This window comes from Halomonas qaidamensis, from assembly GCF_025917315.1.
Classification (GTDB): domain Bacteria; phylum Pseudomonadota; class Gammaproteobacteria; order Pseudomonadales; family Halomonadaceae; genus Vreelandella; species Vreelandella qaidamensis.
This window is the reverse complement of record NZ_CP080627.1, coordinates 327145-343469: the sequence shown is the minus strand read 5'-3', so window position 1 is coordinate 343469 and position 16325 is coordinate 327145. Positions and strand designations below refer to the sequence as shown.

At 52.0% G+C, this 16325-nt stretch carries 13 protein-coding genes and 3 rRNA genes; 9 read left to right on the top strand and 7 right to left on the bottom strand.

Annotated features, from left to right (window positions below; all coding sequences use genetic code 11):
• Window positions 1-21 precede the first annotated feature (21 nt).
• Window positions 22-801 (top strand): peroxide stress protein YaaA, encoded by a 780-nt coding sequence (yaaA, locus tag K1Y77_RS01665; RefSeq protein WP_264018942.1) that lies wholly within the window; start codon window positions 22-24, stop codon window positions 799-801.
• A 28-nt stretch (window positions 802-829) separates the two neighbouring features.
• Here yaaA and K1Y77_RS01660 read toward each other — a convergent pair whose 3' ends face one another.
• A complete protein-coding gene (locus tag K1Y77_RS01660; protein ID WP_030074628.1) occupies window positions 830-1405 on the bottom strand; it encodes an isochorismatase family protein in 576 nt (191 codons plus the stop codon).
• A 143-nt stretch (window positions 1406-1548) separates the two neighbouring features.
• On the opposite strand from K1Y77_RS01660, the gene K1Y77_RS01655 reads away from it, so the two are divergent.
• Window positions 1549-2394: a Tim44 domain-containing protein gene (locus K1Y77_RS01655; RefSeq protein WP_264018943.1), complete on the top strand. Its 846-nt coding sequence runs from the start codon at window positions 1549-1551 to the stop codon at window positions 2392-2394.
• Between the two features lie 120 nt (window positions 2395-2514).
• On the opposite strand, the gene K1Y77_RS01650 is transcribed toward K1Y77_RS01655, so the two are convergent.
• A complete protein-coding gene (locus K1Y77_RS01650; protein WP_030074632.1) occupies window positions 2515-2703 on the bottom strand; it encodes a hypothetical protein in 189 nt (62 codons plus the stop codon).
• Between the two features lie 68 nt (window positions 2704-2771).
• Here K1Y77_RS01650 and K1Y77_RS01645 point away from each other — a divergent pair, with 68 nt between their 5' ends.
• Window positions 2772-2936, top strand: a complete 165-nt coding sequence (locus tag K1Y77_RS01645) for a hypothetical protein (protein ID WP_264429997.1) — start codon at window positions 2772-2774, stop codon at window positions 2934-2936.
• Between the two features lie 148 nt (window positions 2937-3084).
• Here K1Y77_RS01645 and rrf read toward each other — a convergent pair.
• The 4 genes from rrf to tyrS form a co-directional block, all read right to left on the bottom strand.
• A 5S ribosomal RNA gene (gene rrf / locus K1Y77_RS01640) occupies window positions 3085-3200 on the bottom strand.
• Between the two features lie 157 nt (window positions 3201-3357).
• A 23S ribosomal RNA gene (locus tag K1Y77_RS01635) occupies window positions 3358-6250 on the bottom strand.
• Window positions 6251-6599: 349 nt separating this feature from the next.
• Window positions 6600-8132: ribosomal RNA gene (locus tag K1Y77_RS01630) — 16S ribosomal RNA — on the bottom strand.
• Together the 16S, 23S and 5S rRNA genes form the textbook arrangement of a ribosomal RNA operon.
• A 496-nt stretch (window positions 8133-8628) precedes the next feature.
• Window positions 8629-9828, bottom strand: a complete 1200-nt coding sequence (gene tyrS / locus K1Y77_RS01625) for a tyrosine--tRNA ligase (protein ID WP_264429995.1) — start codon at window positions 9826-9828, stop codon at window positions 8629-8631.
• 116 nt (window positions 9829-9944) lie between these two features.
• On the opposite strand from tyrS, the gene K1Y77_RS01620 reads away from it, so the two are divergent.
• The gene (locus tag K1Y77_RS01620) at window positions 9945-11087 is read left to right on the top strand and encodes an anhydro-N-acetylmuramic acid kinase (protein WP_030074091.1); all 1143 of its coding nucleotides are present in this window, start codon (window positions 9945-9947) and stop codon (window positions 11085-11087) included.
• A gap of 35 nt (window positions 11088-11122) precedes the next feature.
• Here the strand turns inward: K1Y77_RS01620 and K1Y77_RS01615 are convergent, their stop codons facing one another.
• The gene (locus tag K1Y77_RS01615) at window positions 11123-12166 is read right to left on the bottom strand and encodes a type IV pilus twitching motility protein PilT (RefSeq protein ID WP_264429993.1); all 1044 of its coding nucleotides are present in this window, start codon (window positions 12164-12166) and stop codon (window positions 11123-11125) included.
• Window positions 12167-12200: 34 nt separating this feature from the next.
• Here K1Y77_RS01615 and K1Y77_RS01610 point away from each other — a divergent pair, with 34 nt between their 5' ends.
• The 5 genes from K1Y77_RS01610 to metW all read left to right on the top strand — a co-directional run bounded on the left by K1Y77_RS01610 (window position 12201) and on the right by metW (window position 16296).
• On the top strand, window positions 12201-12917 hold the full coding sequence (locus K1Y77_RS01610; RefSeq protein ID WP_264429992.1) for a YggS family pyridoxal phosphate-dependent enzyme: 717 nt from the start codon (window positions 12201-12203) through the stop codon (window positions 12915-12917).
• A 77-nt stretch (window positions 12918-12994) separates the two neighbouring features.
• Window positions 12995-13819 (top strand): pyrroline-5-carboxylate reductase, encoded by an 825-nt coding sequence (gene proC, locus K1Y77_RS01605; RefSeq protein ID WP_030074094.1) that lies wholly within the window; start codon window positions 12995-12997, stop codon window positions 13817-13819.
• Between the two features lie 29 nt (window positions 13820-13848).
• Window positions 13849-14442, top strand: a complete 594-nt coding sequence (locus K1Y77_RS01600; RefSeq protein WP_009723714.1) for a YggT family protein — start codon at window positions 13849-13851, stop codon at window positions 14440-14442.
• Between the two features lie 64 nt (window positions 14443-14506).
• Window positions 14507-15703 (top strand): homoserine O-succinyltransferase MetX, encoded by a 1197-nt coding sequence (metX, locus tag K1Y77_RS01595; RefSeq protein ID WP_030074095.1) that lies wholly within the window; start codon window positions 14507-14509, stop codon window positions 15701-15703.
• Window positions 15703-16296, top strand: coding sequence for a methionine biosynthesis protein MetW (metW, locus tag K1Y77_RS01590; protein ID WP_030074096.1), 594 nt, complete (start codon window positions 15703-15705; stop codon window positions 16294-16296). Before metX ends, metW begins: the two co-directional genes overlap by 1 nt.
• Window positions 16297-16325: the final 29 nt, after the last annotated feature.

Here is a 16325-nt window from a genome sequence, read left to right as displayed (position 1 = left end):
TCACGGCATAAGGAGCACGCCATGCTGAGCGTTATTTCCCCCGCCAAAACGCTGGACTTTGAAACCCCCTCAACCACAGAAAAAGTCACCCAACCTGACTTCCTTGAGCACAGTAAGCCGTTGATTGATATTCTGCGCGGCTACTCTCCTCAACAGCTTAGCGACTTAATGGGCATTAGCGATAAACTGGCAGGCTTAAATGCTGCACGCTTTGCCGACTGGCAGCCACCATTCACGTTGGATAACGCCAAACCAGCGGTTCAGGCGTTTCAAGGAGATGTGTACACAGGACTAAAAGCCAACACCTTTAGTGATGACGATAATCGATTTGCCCAGAAGCACCTGCGCATTCTATCAGGGCTATACGGCTTATTACGCCCGCTAGACTTAATCCAAGCCTATAGGCTGGAGATGGGCACCAAACTACCCAACGACGCTGGTAACGACCTTTATGCGCACTGGAAACCAACGTTAACGCACGCGCTTAATAACGCCATTGAGGAAAGTGGCTCAAACGTATTGGTGAATCTGGCGTCCAACGAGTACTTTAAGGCGATCGATACGAAGAAATTAAGCGCACGCGTCATTACACCCGTCTTCAAAGACGAGAAAAACGGCTCCTTCAAAATCATCAGCTTTTACGCCAAAAAGGCGCGCGGCTTGATGAGTGCATGGATTATTCAACAGCGCATAAACGATCCTGACCAGCTCACTGCCTTTGATGTAGCTGGGTATCGGTTTGATCCAGCGGCCTCTCAAGGCGACACGCTAGTTTTCACTCGGCGAGAAAGCGACCGCTGAACATGGTAAGCGTCGAATATAGCGGCTGTTAGAAGAATGTCACAGGGCGCGCTGATCGCGGTTTGAGAAAGCGTTGATGAACCTCTTTAAATAGTGGCGTATCGCACTGATAAAGCCACTCATAAGCCACCATATCAGCACTGACAGCCACTGCACCATTGGCACAGGCACGCTCTCGGGCAAGGCGTGCCTCCTCCTTACGACGGCTCGCCGTCGCCTCACTTAGCCAAAACACCTGATAGCCCGCTTCTAGTAAACCAAGCGCACTCTGCAGCACGCAGATATGTGCCTCTGTCCCACAAATGACCACCTGCTTCGGTGAGAGTGCTTCTAACGCCTGAGCAAAGGGTGGCTCCTCCATCACACTAAAGTGATGCTTTTGCCATATTTTGTGCTCCCCCAGCTCGTCTAATAGCCTGGCTGATGTACCGCCAAGTTTTTCAGGGTACTGCTCGGTTAGCCAAACAGGGATATGCAACGCATTGGCAATACCCGCCAACCACGACGCCTCTTCTATTGCGGCTGTGCCGCCCTCAATGACAGGTAACAGACCCGCTTGAAAGTCGACGATTAACAGCAGACTTCGATCATGATGTAGGCGCACTTTTTATTCCTATTTTTGTCTTTATATGTGTTATCAGAATAACTTACTTACCTACTTACACGGTAAACTAACCACTTCTTTTTTTCTACGCGCCGCTGGTTGGGCGCATAACCTTGCCTTTGCACCATTAATGGAGAATCAACATGTTACGGCAATTTTTTGTCATGCTACTGGTTAGCGTTATGGGCTTTAGCGCAGCCGTCGAGTACGCTGAAGCGCGTCGCTTGGGCGGCGGTAGTAATATGGGTAGCGTATCACGCTCTGCAGATCAGCCCGCTAGCACTCCTACGCAACAACAAGCGCAGGGCACTCAACAGCAAGGCCAAGCAGCTGCCGCCGCACGACGTGGTGGAATGGGAGGTATGATAGGTGGCCTGTTAGCAGGTGGCTTATTGGCTGCGCTCTTCTTCGGCGGCGCCTTTGACGAGCTACGCCTTATGGATTTGCTGCTAATGGCTGGCATTATTGCTTTGGTGGTCTTTGCTTTACGCGCTTTTATGAGGCAGCGTCGGCCAGCCCCGGCAACAGCAGCAGGCTATCAGCGGGAACAACAAACAGCAGCAGCTCCATCTAACTTCTCAGCTACGCCTGGCAGCCTAGCCAGTGGCCTGCAAAGCACGCCTGCTTGGTTTGATAAAGAACGGTTCCTAGGCGGCGCAAAAGAGCACTTTATGACACTACAGCGTGCCTGGGACAATAATGATCTGAACCAAATCCAAGAATATGTAACGCCAGAGTTATACAACCTGCTACGTCAAGAACGCGCCGAGCAGCCTGCTAATAACCGCACTGAGGTTATTAAGCTGTTTGCAGAACTAGGCGACATTAGCGAATACGACAGTCATGCAGAAGCGACTGTTATTTTCCACGGTATTTTAGAAGAGAACGGCGAACAGACTGAGTTTAATGAAACATGGCATCTCACGCGCACTATGCGTGATCAGGCACCATGGTACCTTCAAGGCATTGAGCAAAATCCTGAAGCCTAATCCCCTAAATCTAGCGCATTGCTTAATTACTTCAAAATGCAAAACAGCCGCTTTTAAATAGCGGCTGTTTTTTTATCAGCAAAGATCGACACACTGCTTTAGGGTAAGCCAATAGCTTGCTTAGTTTTCTGCAGATTCTTCGATATTCTCGCCCATATCTTCGAGGCTTTCGCCTGCATCTTCCATACTCTCATCGATATTTTCACCTGCTTCTTCTGCAGGGCCTTGATTGTCACAAGCAGCCAGACCGCCCATCATTAAGGCCATTAGTAATGCTACTGCAAGCTTCTTCATTAACGGGGTACTCATATCGCTTCTCCTCCTGAGATGGTGCTTCACTATACATGTCACAATATAGTAGGTGCTAGGCGCCAGTCATGCCAGCTCAGTACAGTAACCCCTTGTTATTTAATTTTTTAAAACAGCTGTTTAAAGGAATAAATAAGAAAGAAGCAGGAAATTATTACGCAAAAAAAGTCCCCCAAGGCGTGAGTGAACTGCCCTTGTCATTCCCGCAGGCCCTCAGCGGGAATCCATGTTGACCTGTGGTTTTAGGCTGCTGCAGGTCAATGCCAAGGTGGATTCCCGATAACCCCACTCGGGAATGACGGTGTAGTGACTCGGGAATGACGGTGCGGTAGGCACCAACAAAAAACCCAGCCGGGTGGCTGGGTTTCTTGTTTAATAAGTGCCTGACGATGACCTACTCTCGCATGGGGAGACCCCACACTACCATCGGCGCTAAGCGGTTTCACTGCTGAGTTCGGCATGGGATCAGGTGGTTCACGCTCGCTATGGTCGTCAGGCGTAACAGGTAATGCATATCATGCTGACAGTGTTTTGTGGCGTCTCTTTCGTCTTAAGCCTGTCGTGTATCACGGTGGGCTTAATCCGCGTATCCGGTTTTCTAAGTGTTGTCACACTCGTTTCGTTATCACTACGACCAGACCCCTTGGGTGTTATAGGGTCAAGCCTCACGGGCCATTAGTACACGTTAGCTCAACGCCTTGCAGCGCTTCCACACCGTGCCTATCAACCAGCTGGTCTCGCTGGGCCCTTCAGGAGGCTCTAGGCCTCAGGGATGTCTCATCTTGAAGGGGGCTTCCCGCTTAGATGCTTTCAGCGGTTATCCCGTCCGCACATAGCTACCCGGCAATGCCACTGGCGTGACAACCGGAACACCAGAGGTGCGTCCACTCCGGTCCTCTCGTACTAGGAGCAGCCCTTCTCAAACATCCAACGCCCACGGCAGATAGGGACCGAACTGTCTCACGACGTTCTAAACCCAGCTCGCGTACCACTTTAAATGGCGAACAGCCATACCCTTGGGACCGACTTCAGCCCCAGGATGTGATGAGCCGACATCGAGGTGCCAAACACCGCCGTCGATGTGAACTCTTGGGCGGTATCAGCCTGTTATCCCCGGAGTACCTTTTATCCGTTGAGCGATGGCCCTTCCATACAGAACCACCGGATCACTAGAACCTGCTTTCGCACCTGCTCGACGTGTCTGTCTCGCAGTCAAGCACCCTTATGCTCTTGCACTCACTGCACGATGTCCGACCGTGCTGAGGGTACCTTCGTGCTCCTCCGTTACTCTTTGGGAGGAGACCGCCCCAGTCAAACTACCCACCACACACTGTCCTCGATCCGGATAACGGACCTGAGTGAGAACGCCAATGATGCCAGGCTGGTATTTCAAGGTTGGCTCCGCTCGAACTGGCGTCCGAGGTTCAAAGCCTCCCAGCTATCCTACACAGGCAACATCAGCGTCCAGTGTGAAGCTATAGTAAAGGTTCACGGGGTCTTTCCGTCTAGCCGCGGGTACACCGCATCTTCACGGCGATTTCAATTTCACTGAGTCTCGGGTGGAGACAGCGTGGCCATCATTACGCCATTCGTGCAGGTCGGAACTTACCCGACAAGGAATTTCGCTACCTTAGGACCGTTATAGTTACGGCCGCCGTTTACCGGGGCTTCAATCAAGAGCTTCGGCCGAAGCCTAACACCATCATTTAACCTTCCGGCACCGGGCAGGCGTCACACCCTATACGTCCGCTTGCGCGTTAGCAGAGTGCTGTGTTTTTACTAAACAGTTGCAGCCACCTGGTATCTTCGACCGGTTCGGGCTTGGAGAGCAAGTCTCGTCACCCTACGCCGGCGTGCCTTCTCCCGAAGTTACGGCACCATTTTGCCTAGTTCCTTCACCCGAGTTCTCTCAAGCGCCTTGGGATTCTCACCCTGACCACCTGTGTCGGTTTGGGGTACGGTCGCACATGATCTGAAGCTTAGAGGCTTTTCCTGGAAGCGTGGCATCAATGACTTCCTGACCGTAGTCAGTTCGTTTCGTGTCTCGGCCTTAGAGCATCCCGGATTTACCTAGGACACCAGCCTACTCACTTTCACCAGGACAACCAACGCCTGGCTCACCTAGCCTTCTCCGTCCCCCCATCGCAATCATGTCCGGTACGGGAATATTGACCCGTTTCCCATCGACTACGCCTTTCGGCCTCGCCTTAGGGGCCGACTCACTCTGCTCCGATTAGCGTCGAACAGAAACCCTTGGTCTTCCGGCGAGGGAGTTTTTCACTCCCTTTATCGTTACTCATGTCAGCATTCGCACTCGTGATACCTCCAGCGAACTTCTCAATTCACCTTCATTGGCTTACACGACGCTCCTCTACCGCTCATCCAGAGGATGAACCCGTAGCTTCGGTACCTGGTTTAGCCCCGTTACATCTTCCGCGCAGGCCGACTCGACTAGTGAGCTATTACGCTTTCTTTAAAGGATGGCTGCTTCTAAGCCAACCTCCTAGCTGTCTGAGCCTTCCCACATCGTTTCCCACTTAACCAGGATTTCGGGACCTTAGCTGACGGTCTGGGTTGTTTCCCTTTTCACGACGGACGTTAGCACCCGCCGTGTGTCTCCCACGCTTGCACTCGCCGGTATTCGGAGTTTGCCTCGGGTTGGTAAGTCGGGATGACCCCCTAGCCGAAACAGTGCTCTACCCCCGGTGGTGATACGTGAGGCGCTACCTAAATAGCTTTCGAGGAGAACCAGCTATCTCCGAGCTTGATTAGCCTTTCACTCCGATCCACAAGTCATCCAAATCTTTTTCAACAGATCCTGGTTCGGGCCTCCAGTTGATGTTACTCAACCTTCACCCTGCTCATGGATAGATCGCTCGGTTTCGGGTCTATATCCAGCGACTGTGTCGCCCAGTTAAGACTCGGTTTCCCTACGGCTCCCCTAAACGGTTAACCTCGCCACTGAATATAAGTCGCTGACCCATTATACAAAAGGTACGCAGTCACAGAACAAGTCTGCTCCTACTGCTTGTACGCACACGGTTTCAGGATCTATTTCACTCCCCTCTCCGGGGTTCTTTTCGCCTTTCCCTCACGGTACTGGTTCACTATCGGTCAGCCAGGAGTATTTAGCCTTGGAGGATGGTCCCCCCGTCTTCAGTCAAGGTTTCTCGTGCCCCGACCTACTCGATTTCACATGATCAGATTTTCGACTACGGGGCTATCACCCGCTGCGGCCGAGCTTCCCAGCTCGTTCGTCTAATCAGTCACATGCTTAAGGGCTGGTCCCCGTTCGCTCGCCGCTACTAGGGGAATCTCGGTTGATTTCTTTTCCTCAGGGTACTTAGATGTTTCAGTTCCCCTGGTTCGCCTCTTACGCCTATATATTCAGCGTAAGATACTCATCTTATGATGAGTGGGTTTCCCCATTCAGAGATGCCCGGGTCACAGGTTGTTTGCCACCTCGCCGAGCCTTATCGCAGGCTACCACGTCTTTCATCGCCTCTGGCTGCCTAGGCATCCACCGTGTGCGCTTCATTGCTTGACCCTATAACCCGAAGGAGTCTGGGGTTCGCAATGATAACGATTGCCGGATACGCTTGAGACGTATCACAAAACAATTACGTATAAACACTTCAAAGAAGCGTTTATGTCAGCATGATATACATTGTTAAAGAGCGACTGCTATGCGCAGTGATAAGCGGCTGCTTTTTTCACGTTAAAAAAAAGAAGGGTCTTTAAAACAAAGCTCTTTAAAAGAACTCTTTAAAAGAACTCTTTAAAAAAAGATCTTTTCTCTTTTTTCAATAGGAAGAAAACGCTTATCACTGCGTATCAACAGCATTCTGATCAGGTAATTCATTGTGAGCGCTTACCGCGAGGGATGATGCATCGTTTAAGGAGGTGATCCAGCCGCAGGTTCCCCTACGGCTACCTTGTTACGACTTCACCCCAGTCATGAACCACACCGTGGTGATCGCCCTCTTGCGTTAGGCTAACCACTTCTGGTGCAGTCCACTCCCATGGTGTGACGGGCGGTGTGTACAAGGCCCGGGAACGTATTCACCGTGACATTCTGATTCACGATTACTAGCGATTCCGACTTCACGGAGTCGAGTTGCAGACTCCGATCCGGACTGAGACCGGCTTTTCGGGATTAGCTGACTCTCGCGAGCTCGCAACCCTTTGTACCGGCCATTGTAGCACGTGTGTAGCCCTACTCGTAAGGGCCATGATGACTTGACGTCGTCCCCACCTTCCTCCGGTTTGTCACCGGCAGTCTCCTTAGAGTTCCCGGCATTACCCGCTGGCAAATAAGGACAAGGGTTGCGCTCGTTACGGGACTTAACCCAACATTTCACAACACGAGCTGACGACAGCCATGCAGCACCTGTCTCTGCGTTCCCGAAGGCACCAAGTGATCTCTCACAAGTTCGCAGGATGTCAAGAGTAGGTAAGGTTCTTCGCGTTGCATCGAATTAAACCACATGCTCCACCGCTTGTGCGGGCCCCCGTCAATTCATTTGAGTTTTAACCTTGCGGCCGTACTCCCCAGGCGGTCGACTTATCGCGTTAACTTCGCCACAAAGTGCGCTAGGCACCCAACGGCTGGTCGACATCGTTTACGGCGTGGACTACCAGGGTATCTAATCCTGTTTGCTACCCACGCTTTCGCACCTCAGTGTCAGTGTCAGTCCAGAAGGCCGCCTTCGCCACTGGTATTCCTCCCGATCTCTACGCATTTCACCGCTACACCGGGAATTCTACCTTCCTCTCCTGCACTCTAGCTTGACAGTTCCGGATGCCGTTCCCAGGTTGAGCCCGGGGCTTTCACAACCGGCTTATCAAGCCACCTACGCGCGCTTTACGCCCAGTAATTCCGATTAACGCTTGCACCCTCCGTATTACCGCGGCTGCTGGCACGGAGTTAGCCGGTGCTTCTTCTGCGAGTGATGTCTTTCCTAATGGGTATTAACCACTAGGCGTTCTTCCTCGCTGAAAGTGCTTTACAACCCGAAGGCCTTCTTCACACACGCGGCATGGCTGGATCAGGGTTCCCCCCATTGTCCAATATTCCCCACTGCTGCCTCCCGTAGGAGTTCGGGCCGTGTCTCAGTCCCGATGTGGCTGATCATCCTCTCAGACCAGCTACGGATCGTTGCCTTGGTGAGCCATTACCTCACCAACTAGCTAATCCGACATAGGCTCATCCGATAGCGGGAGCCGGAGCCCCCTTTCTCCCGTAGGACGTATGCGGTATTAGCCTGGGTTTCCCCAGGTTATCCCCCACTACCGGGTAGATTCCTATGCATTACTCACCCGTCCGCCGCTCGTCAGCATCTAGCAAGCTAGATCTGTTACCGCTCGACTTGCATGTGTTAGGCCTGCCGCCAGCGTTCAATCTGAGCCATGATCAAACTCTTCAGTTTAAAATCATTGTGATGCTTACTCGTTACCCGACAACGTAATGTTGACGAATAACAAAAGCGCATCAAACTTGGCTCAAGGTTCAAACGAATTCATTTCAATTTACATTGTCATGACCGCTTGCCTTGATATTTGGTGATTTATCACCCTCATCGGCAAGCGCCCACATGAATTACCTGATCAAATTGTTAAAGAGCTGTTTCGCTGCGAGGCTGTCTTATCAGCCGGCTAACCGATGAACTGGCTTGCCTCAGCAAGGAAGGCGTATTCTACGCATTTCCTGGTGTTTGTCAATCACTGTTTTCAGTGAGTGAAGCGAGCGGGTTAAGAAAGCGAGATAACGATGCCTTCTCTTTTATTGCGCTAACTTCCTGACAAACCGAAGGTTTTCACCTTTCATCACCGCTGGTAACGCTATGCGTCCCCGGCAGCGGATGCGTACTTTACGGATTCGCTGCCGTCTTGGCAAGTGGTTTTTTGAGAAAGTTATCGAAAACGTTAGGTAAGCGTCACACGAGCATAACGTTTCTTACCTGCCTGGATAACGTAGGCGCTACCCGTCGCCAGCATCGTGTCTTGGGCAACAACATCCCCATCTACTTTCACACTACCGTTTTTCAACATATCTTTAGCTTGGGCACTGTTCTTGGTAAGGCCAGAGCGATTGAGTACTGCCGCGATAGGCGCCTGCTCATTGCCTTCAAAATCCACCTCTACTTCAGGCAGGTCTTCCGGCAACTCGCCTTCCGCTAACTGATTACCCGCTGACTTGTGCGCATTAGCGGCCGCTTCCTCTCCGTGATAACGAGCGATAAGCTCACGGGCTAGCTCCATTTTCACGTCACGCGGGTTAGCCCCTTGTTCTACGCCTTGCTTGAGTGTCTCAATCTCTTCGTTGGATTTCAAAGAAAGCAGTTCAAAGTAGCGCCACATTAAGCTATCGGGCATCGATACTAATTTATTGAACATAGAGCCAGGCGCTTCATCGACACCTACATAGTTACCCAACGACTTGGACATCTTCTGTACGCCGTCCAACCCTTCGAGTAACGGCATGGTAATCACAACCTGAGGCTCTTGCCCGAAGTGCTTTTGAATTTCCCGGCCCATCAGCAGGTTAAATTTCTGATCGGTGCCGCCAAGCTCAACATCTGCTTCAAGCGCGACAGAGTCGTAGCCTTGGACGAGTGGGTAGAGAAACTCGTGAATCGCGATTGATTGATTCGCCTTATAGCGTTTTTCAAAGTCATCACGTTCCAACATCCGTGCCACCGTGCTTTGCGCCGCTAGCTCAATCATTTTGGCGGCGCTTAGCTCACCAAACCATTCAGCGTTAAAGCGCACCTCAGTCTTTTCGGGATCAAGGATTTTAAATACCTGCTCTTTATAGGTCTCGGCATTAGCCTTTACATCAGCTTCGGTGAGCGGTTTGCGCGTGACGTTCTTTCCCGTGGGGTCACCTATACGTCCGGTGAAATCGCCGATCAGAAAAATAACCGTGTGGCCGAGATCCTGGAACTGACGCATTTTTGTCAGTAGTACACTGTGGCCCAGGTGCAAATCAGGGGCTGTCGGATCAAACCCTGCTTTAATACGTAGCTTACGGCCAGACGCCAGCTTTTTCTTTAGCTCATCCTCTACCAGGATTTCATGCGTACCTCGCGACAGTAGCGCTAACGCCTGATCCACCTCACTCATTGCCTCTCTCCATGTAATATATAGCCGTTATAGGCGTCAGTTATTGAGTAATAGGCGATGTTACCATGACCTATCGCGCTGGTTGAGCCTTCACTACGTTTTGGATGAACCGCTTTATGAAAATGCCCCCCACTGCACTGCCGTCGTACTATATTGGCTTAATGTCGGGCACTAGCCTGGATGGTGTCGATGCCGCACTGGTTGCGATAGGGCCTGATTCACCTCCTGTGCTTATTGCTACACATGCGGCACCAATGCCACCGCCGCTCCATCACCTATTATTAACCCTGTGCCATGCTGAGCGGGTGAGCTTTGCAGAGCTTGCACAAGCTGAAAGCGCATTTTGCAGGCTACAAGCTGACGCCGTAAAAGCACTGTTGGACCGAGAGGGCATCACCGCTGAACACATTCACGCCATCGGTAGCCACGGTCAGACTATCGAACATGCTCCAAGTGGCCATCATGGTGGCCCCGCCTATACGCTGCAGCTTGATAACCCTAGCCTGCTGGCCGAGTTAACCGGCTGCACCGTGGTGGCTGACTTTCGCCGACGAGACTTAGCCGCAGGCGGACAAGCCGCACCGTTAGCACCAGCCTTCCATCAAGCTCTGTTTGGTCGCCAAGAAGGTGAGCAGCTTGTTTTAAACCTAGGGGGCTTTGCCAATCTGACGTGGCTACCCAGCGACATCCACATTTCTGTGATTGGTTTTGATACAGGGCCTGCCAATGTGCTGCTGGATACCTGGTTTGCAAAGCATCACAACGGACGTTTTGATCACGATGGCGCATGGGCGGCTAGCGGACAGGTTGACCAAGCGCTATTAAATCGCCTGCTTAGCGAGCCATTTTTTCAACAATTGCCACCGCGCAGTACCGGGAGGGAGCTTTTCCACTTGGCGTGGCTAGAAAAACAGTTAACGGGCCATGAAATGGCTAACGACGTACAAGCAACGTTGGCAGAGCTAACCGCGATAAGCGTTACCCAGGGAATCCAGCAACTGCCGTTAAGCCACAATGACATCACATTAATGGCTTGCGGCGGCGGTGCTCACAACACGTATTTAATGGCAAGACTTGCAACTCAGCTGCCTAACGCGGTGTTTAAGTCTTCTGCCGACTTTGGATGGCCCGAAGACTGGATCGAGGCAGGTGCTTTTGCCTGGCTAGCCCATCAACGTTTACACGGCCTGCCCGGCAATTTACCTTCCGTCACCGGCGCCAACGGTCCGCGGGTTTTGGGTGGCATTTACGCCTCTTAACCTGGGTCAGCATTACCCAACATGGCACACGCATGTTAGTCATCGCTTAACGCGAGTGTGCCTTTGGCCTGCGCTTGCGCATCTTCCATACTCACCACACCCTCTTTAACAAGCTTCGCAAGCGATGCATTTAACGTTTGCATGCCAAGATTGCCTCCGGTCTGAATAGCAGAGTAAATTTGAGCCACTTTATCTTCACGGATTAAGTTTCGTACTGCAGCAGTGGCAATTAATATTTCATGCGCAGCGATACGCCCGCCACCCTGGCGTTTTAATAATGTCTGGGAGATTACCGCCTGCAGCGACTCAGACAACATTGAGCGCACCATCGATTTCTCTTCGCCGGGAAACACATCGACAATGCGGTCAATCGTTTTCGCCGCAGATGTTGTATGCAGCGTACCAAACACCAAGTGGCCGGTTTCAGCAGCCGTCAGCGCCAGACGAATAGTTTCTAGATCCCTTAGTTCGCCAACCAAAATAACATCCGGATCTTCACGCAACGCACCGCGCAATGCAGCAGTGAAGCTGCGCGTATCCCGATGCACTTCACGCTGATTGATTAAACAGCGCTTGCTGGTATGCACAAACTCGACAGGGTCTTCGATGGTTAAAATATGCTCAAACCGGTGGTCGTTAATATAATCAATCATGGCCGCCAGTGTGGTGCTTTTGCCTGAGCCCGTCGGCCCAGTCACCAACACTAACCCCCTTGGCAGCATGGCCAGTCGCTCGAACACGTCTCCCATTCCCAAAGTGCGTATTGAAAGCACGTCATTAGGAATAGTACGAAACACCGCGCCAGCCCCCCTAGCTTGATGAAATGCATTAACACGGAACCGAGCAACCCCGGATACTTCAAATGAAAAATCGGCTTCTAAATGCTCTTCATAGTCTCGACGCTGCTGCTCATTCATAATGTCAAAAATCAGGCGGCAAACGTCACTATTGTCCATCGCGGGTACATTAAGCCGACGAATATCGCCATCAACACGTATCATAGGAGGAAGACCGGCAGAAAGGTGCAGGTCAGATGCATTCTGCTTTGCCGAGAATGCTAGCAGTTCGGTAATATCCATCTCTCTTTTCCCAGCAGCGGTAAGGTGCTTGAGTATGACAGACAATGCGCTTCCCACGTCACTCGACCAGGCACGCGAACGCCTGAATAACGCATTAAAAATGGCTGAACGCCCCCTCAATAGTGCAACGCTGCTAGCCGTTAGTAAAACAAAGCCCGCCGCCATGATTCGCCAAGCCTGGCAGCATGGGCAACGTGAATTCGGCGAAAACTATTTACAAGAAGCACTTGAAAAACAAGCTGAGCTGGCTGATTTAGAGGCTATTGTGTGGCATTTTATTGGTCCACTACAGTCCAACAAAACACGCGCAGTGGCAGAGAACTTCGCCTGGGTGCATAGCGTTGACCGCTTAAAAATCGCCAAACGGCTTAGTGAACAACGCCCGGAGCATTTACCTCCGCTCAATATTTGCTTGCAAGTCAATATTAGCCGTGAGGACTCGAAATCGGGTGTAATGCCTGATGAAGTCATGTCTCTTGCAAACGAAGTAGCCACCCTGCCACATATTAAACTGCGTGGGCTCATGGCAATTCCTGCTCCAGCCAACAGCCTTGAAGAGCAGCGGGTACCACTTGCAGCATTGCGCCAACTTTTGAAAGACCTTCAGGCAGCACTACCTAACGCCCCCTTGGATACGCTATCAATGGGGATGAGCGACGACCTAGAAGCCGCTGTTTTAGAAGGCGCAACGCTGGTACGTTTGGGAACCGCGATCTTTGGCGCACGTAGCACACAGCGTATTGCTCAGTAGCGTGCTTGAAAGAGCGTTACCACGACTGACACCCCATGCTGCCCAATGCAGCTTTTTTGCGAAAAAAGGATACCCACATGGCGAGCAAGATTACCTTCATTGGCGCAGGCAACATGGCCAGCGCCATTATCGGCGGCCTCATCGATAGTGGTGTGTCTCCTAGCGACATCACGGCCACCGCCCCTAGCGAAAGTGAGTTAGCGCCCCTTAAAGCGCGTTTAGGAATTAACACTAATACCGATAACAACGCAGCCATTGCAAACGCTGACGTGGTAGTACTTGCGGTAAAACCACAGATTATGCGCGGTGTATGTGAAGCAATGCGCGATAGTGTGCAACAACAAGCGCCACTGATTATTTCCATTGCCGCAGGTTTAGATGCAGCCACCATTGATCAGTGGCTAGGCGGCCAGAACGCGCTGGTTCGCTGCATGCCCAACACCCCCTCATTAGTCGGCATCGGTGCTAGCGGCTTATATGCTAATAGCGCGGTGAGTGAGGAACAGCGCGCGCTAGCAACACAGCTTATGGAAGCCGTTGGCATTGTTGAGTGGGTGGAAGAAGAGCGCCTGCTTGACGCCGTTACGGCCGTTTCAGGCAGCGCGCCGGCTTATTTCTTTTTAATGTTTGAGGCGATGGAAGAAGCCGCTGTCAAACTTGGCCTGCCTGCTGCCACGGCGCGACGTCTAGCTATTCAAACGGCGCTAGGCGCCGCTACCATGGCCCAGCGCAGCGATAAAGACCCAGCCACACTTAAACAAAATGTTATGTCGCCCGGTGGCACAACAGAACGAGCAATTCAGCATATGGAAGATGCACAGCTACGCGCTACCATCGCCGACGCTATGCAAGCCTGTGCCCAGCGCGCAGACGCCATGTCCAAGGAACTGAGCGCCAACTAAATACGCAACTTTGCAACGGAGAGGCAGCAATGGGTAGTCAAGTGGGCAGTGCCGGGTTAATGCTCGTTAACTCGTTAATTAATATTTACTTATTCTTACTGATGCTGCGCTTTTTGCTGCAGGCATCGCGGGCCGATTATTACAACCCGCTTAGCCAATCAGTGGTTAAAATCACCCAGCCTGTCGTGGGGCTGTTTCAAGGCTTCTTGGGTCCTGTGGCTGGTCGCTTTGACCTTGCCACGCTAGCCGCTGGCTTTGTGCTGAAAGTGGTTAGTATGGTGGCCATTTTTATGGTGATTGGCGTTGGTATGCCGCCTATTCCTGGCTTGCTGATCGCGGGCATTGCTGCGCTAGCCAATGCCATATTAAAGATCTATTTCTTTGCCATGATTGTGATGATCATTTTGAGCTGGGTAGCGCCGAATGCTAGTCACCCAGGTGCACTGTTGGTGATGCAGTTAGTCGAACCCATTATGGCACCTGTTCGGAAAGTTATTCCGCCATTGGGCATGATCGACTTATCACCCATCGTGGTGTTTATTGCGATTAACTTAGTGGATGGCTTAGTGGTGGGGGCATTGATACGCGCTGCCGGCATCTCTGGCGCGTTGGTTGGACTTTAACCGCGCACCCTCCCCCTTGGGTTCCTTTTAGCAGGATTTATTTTTTGCAGGACTAGCGCTTTCGATGCCTGATTCAGACACTCTCGCTTTTGCAGACCGGCCGACGGACTCCGTCGGTCTCGTCACACCCCATGTAGCGAAATTTGATACGCCGCTTCCGCTTGCCTGTGGCAAAGTGCTGCCTGAGTACGAACTTATCTACGAAACCTACGGCACACTTAACGCAGCGCGCAGTAACGCTGTATTGATTTGCCATGCGTTATCAGGGCACCACCATGCAGCGGGTTACCATGGAGCCGAAGACCGCAAGCCAGGCTGGTGGGATGCCCATATCGGCCCCGGAAAATCGATCGATACCAATCGTTTCTTTGTTGTGTCGTTAAACAACCTGGGGGGCTGCCATGGCAGCACAGGTCCCGTTAGCCACAACCCTGAAACAGGGCGCCAGTGGGGACCAGATTTCCCTATGGTCACCGTCAGTGACTGGGTAGCCAGCCAAGCTCGCTTAGCCGACCGTTTGGGTATTGAGCGCTGGGCTGCAGCAGTGGGCGGTAGCCTGGGGGGCATGCAGGTGCTTCAGTGGACAATGACTTATCCTGAGCGTGTGGCCAATGCAGTAGTGATTGCCGCCACCCCCCGGCTTTCCGCGCAAAATATTGCCTTTAATGAAGTGGCTCGTCAGGCAATTCGTTCTGACCCAGAGTTCTTCGACGGTTGGTATGCAGAGCACGACACGGTTCCCAAACGCGGCTTGAAACTAGCCCGTATGGTGGGCCACATTACCTATCTCTCTGAAGATGCCATGGGCAGTAAATTTGGCCGAGACTTACGCAGCAACGATCTAAACTTTGGGTTTGATGTCGAGTTTCAGGTGGAGTCGTACTTACGCTATCAGGGCGATACGTTCTCTACCGCCTTTGACGCAAACACCTATCTGTTGATGACGAAAGCCCTTGACTACTTTGACCCCGCAGCTACTCAGGCAGGCGACTTAGCCAACGCGCTAGCACCGGCGCAGTGTCCCTTTCTGGTGGTTAGCTTCACCACTGACTGGCGTTTCCCGCCTTCTCGCTCTCGAGAACTCGTCGATGCACTTACCCGCGCAGGCAAGCCCGTTAGCTATGCCAATATTGACTCACCTCACGGACATGATGCGTTCTTACTACCCGAACCGCGCTACCACGCCCTGTTCAGCGCTTTTATGAGTCGCGTAGCCCGAGAGCTGAATATCGTCGAAACAGCTGGGGAGGAGAGAGTGTAATGCGCGCAGATCTTGAACTGATTTACGACTGGGTGCCACAGGGCGCACACGTGCTGGATCTAGCCTGCGGCGATGGTGCCCTACTTGAACGTTTAGCTCAGGAAAAAAGTGTTACTGGCTACGGTTTAGAGATCGACCCCGACGGCATTACACAGTGTGTCGCCAGGGGAGTGAACGTTATTGAGCATAACCTCGATGATGGCCTGGGTAGTTTCTGCGACAACAGCTATGATCAAGTCATTATGACGCAAGCGCTTCAGGCGCTACGTCGTCCGGATAAAATGCTCGATGAAATGCTGCGCGTTGCAGAAGAAGGCATTATCACTTTTCCTAATTTTGCTTATTGGCGCCACCGCATTCATCTTGGCCTACGTGGCTATATGCCGGTCTCTAAATCTCTGCCTCATGCTTGGTATGACACGCCCAACATCCACCTCTCCACCTTTAACGATTTCGAGCATCTGTGCCGTGAAAAAGGATTAGTGATTGTTGACCGCGCGGTAGGGGTTGGTGATCACAAAGGACACTGGACATCAAAATGGTGGCCTAACCTGTTCGGTGAGATTGCCATTTTCAGGGTGCGCCGCCGCTAATTTAGCCTACGTCGTCCCGCTAACGCTAT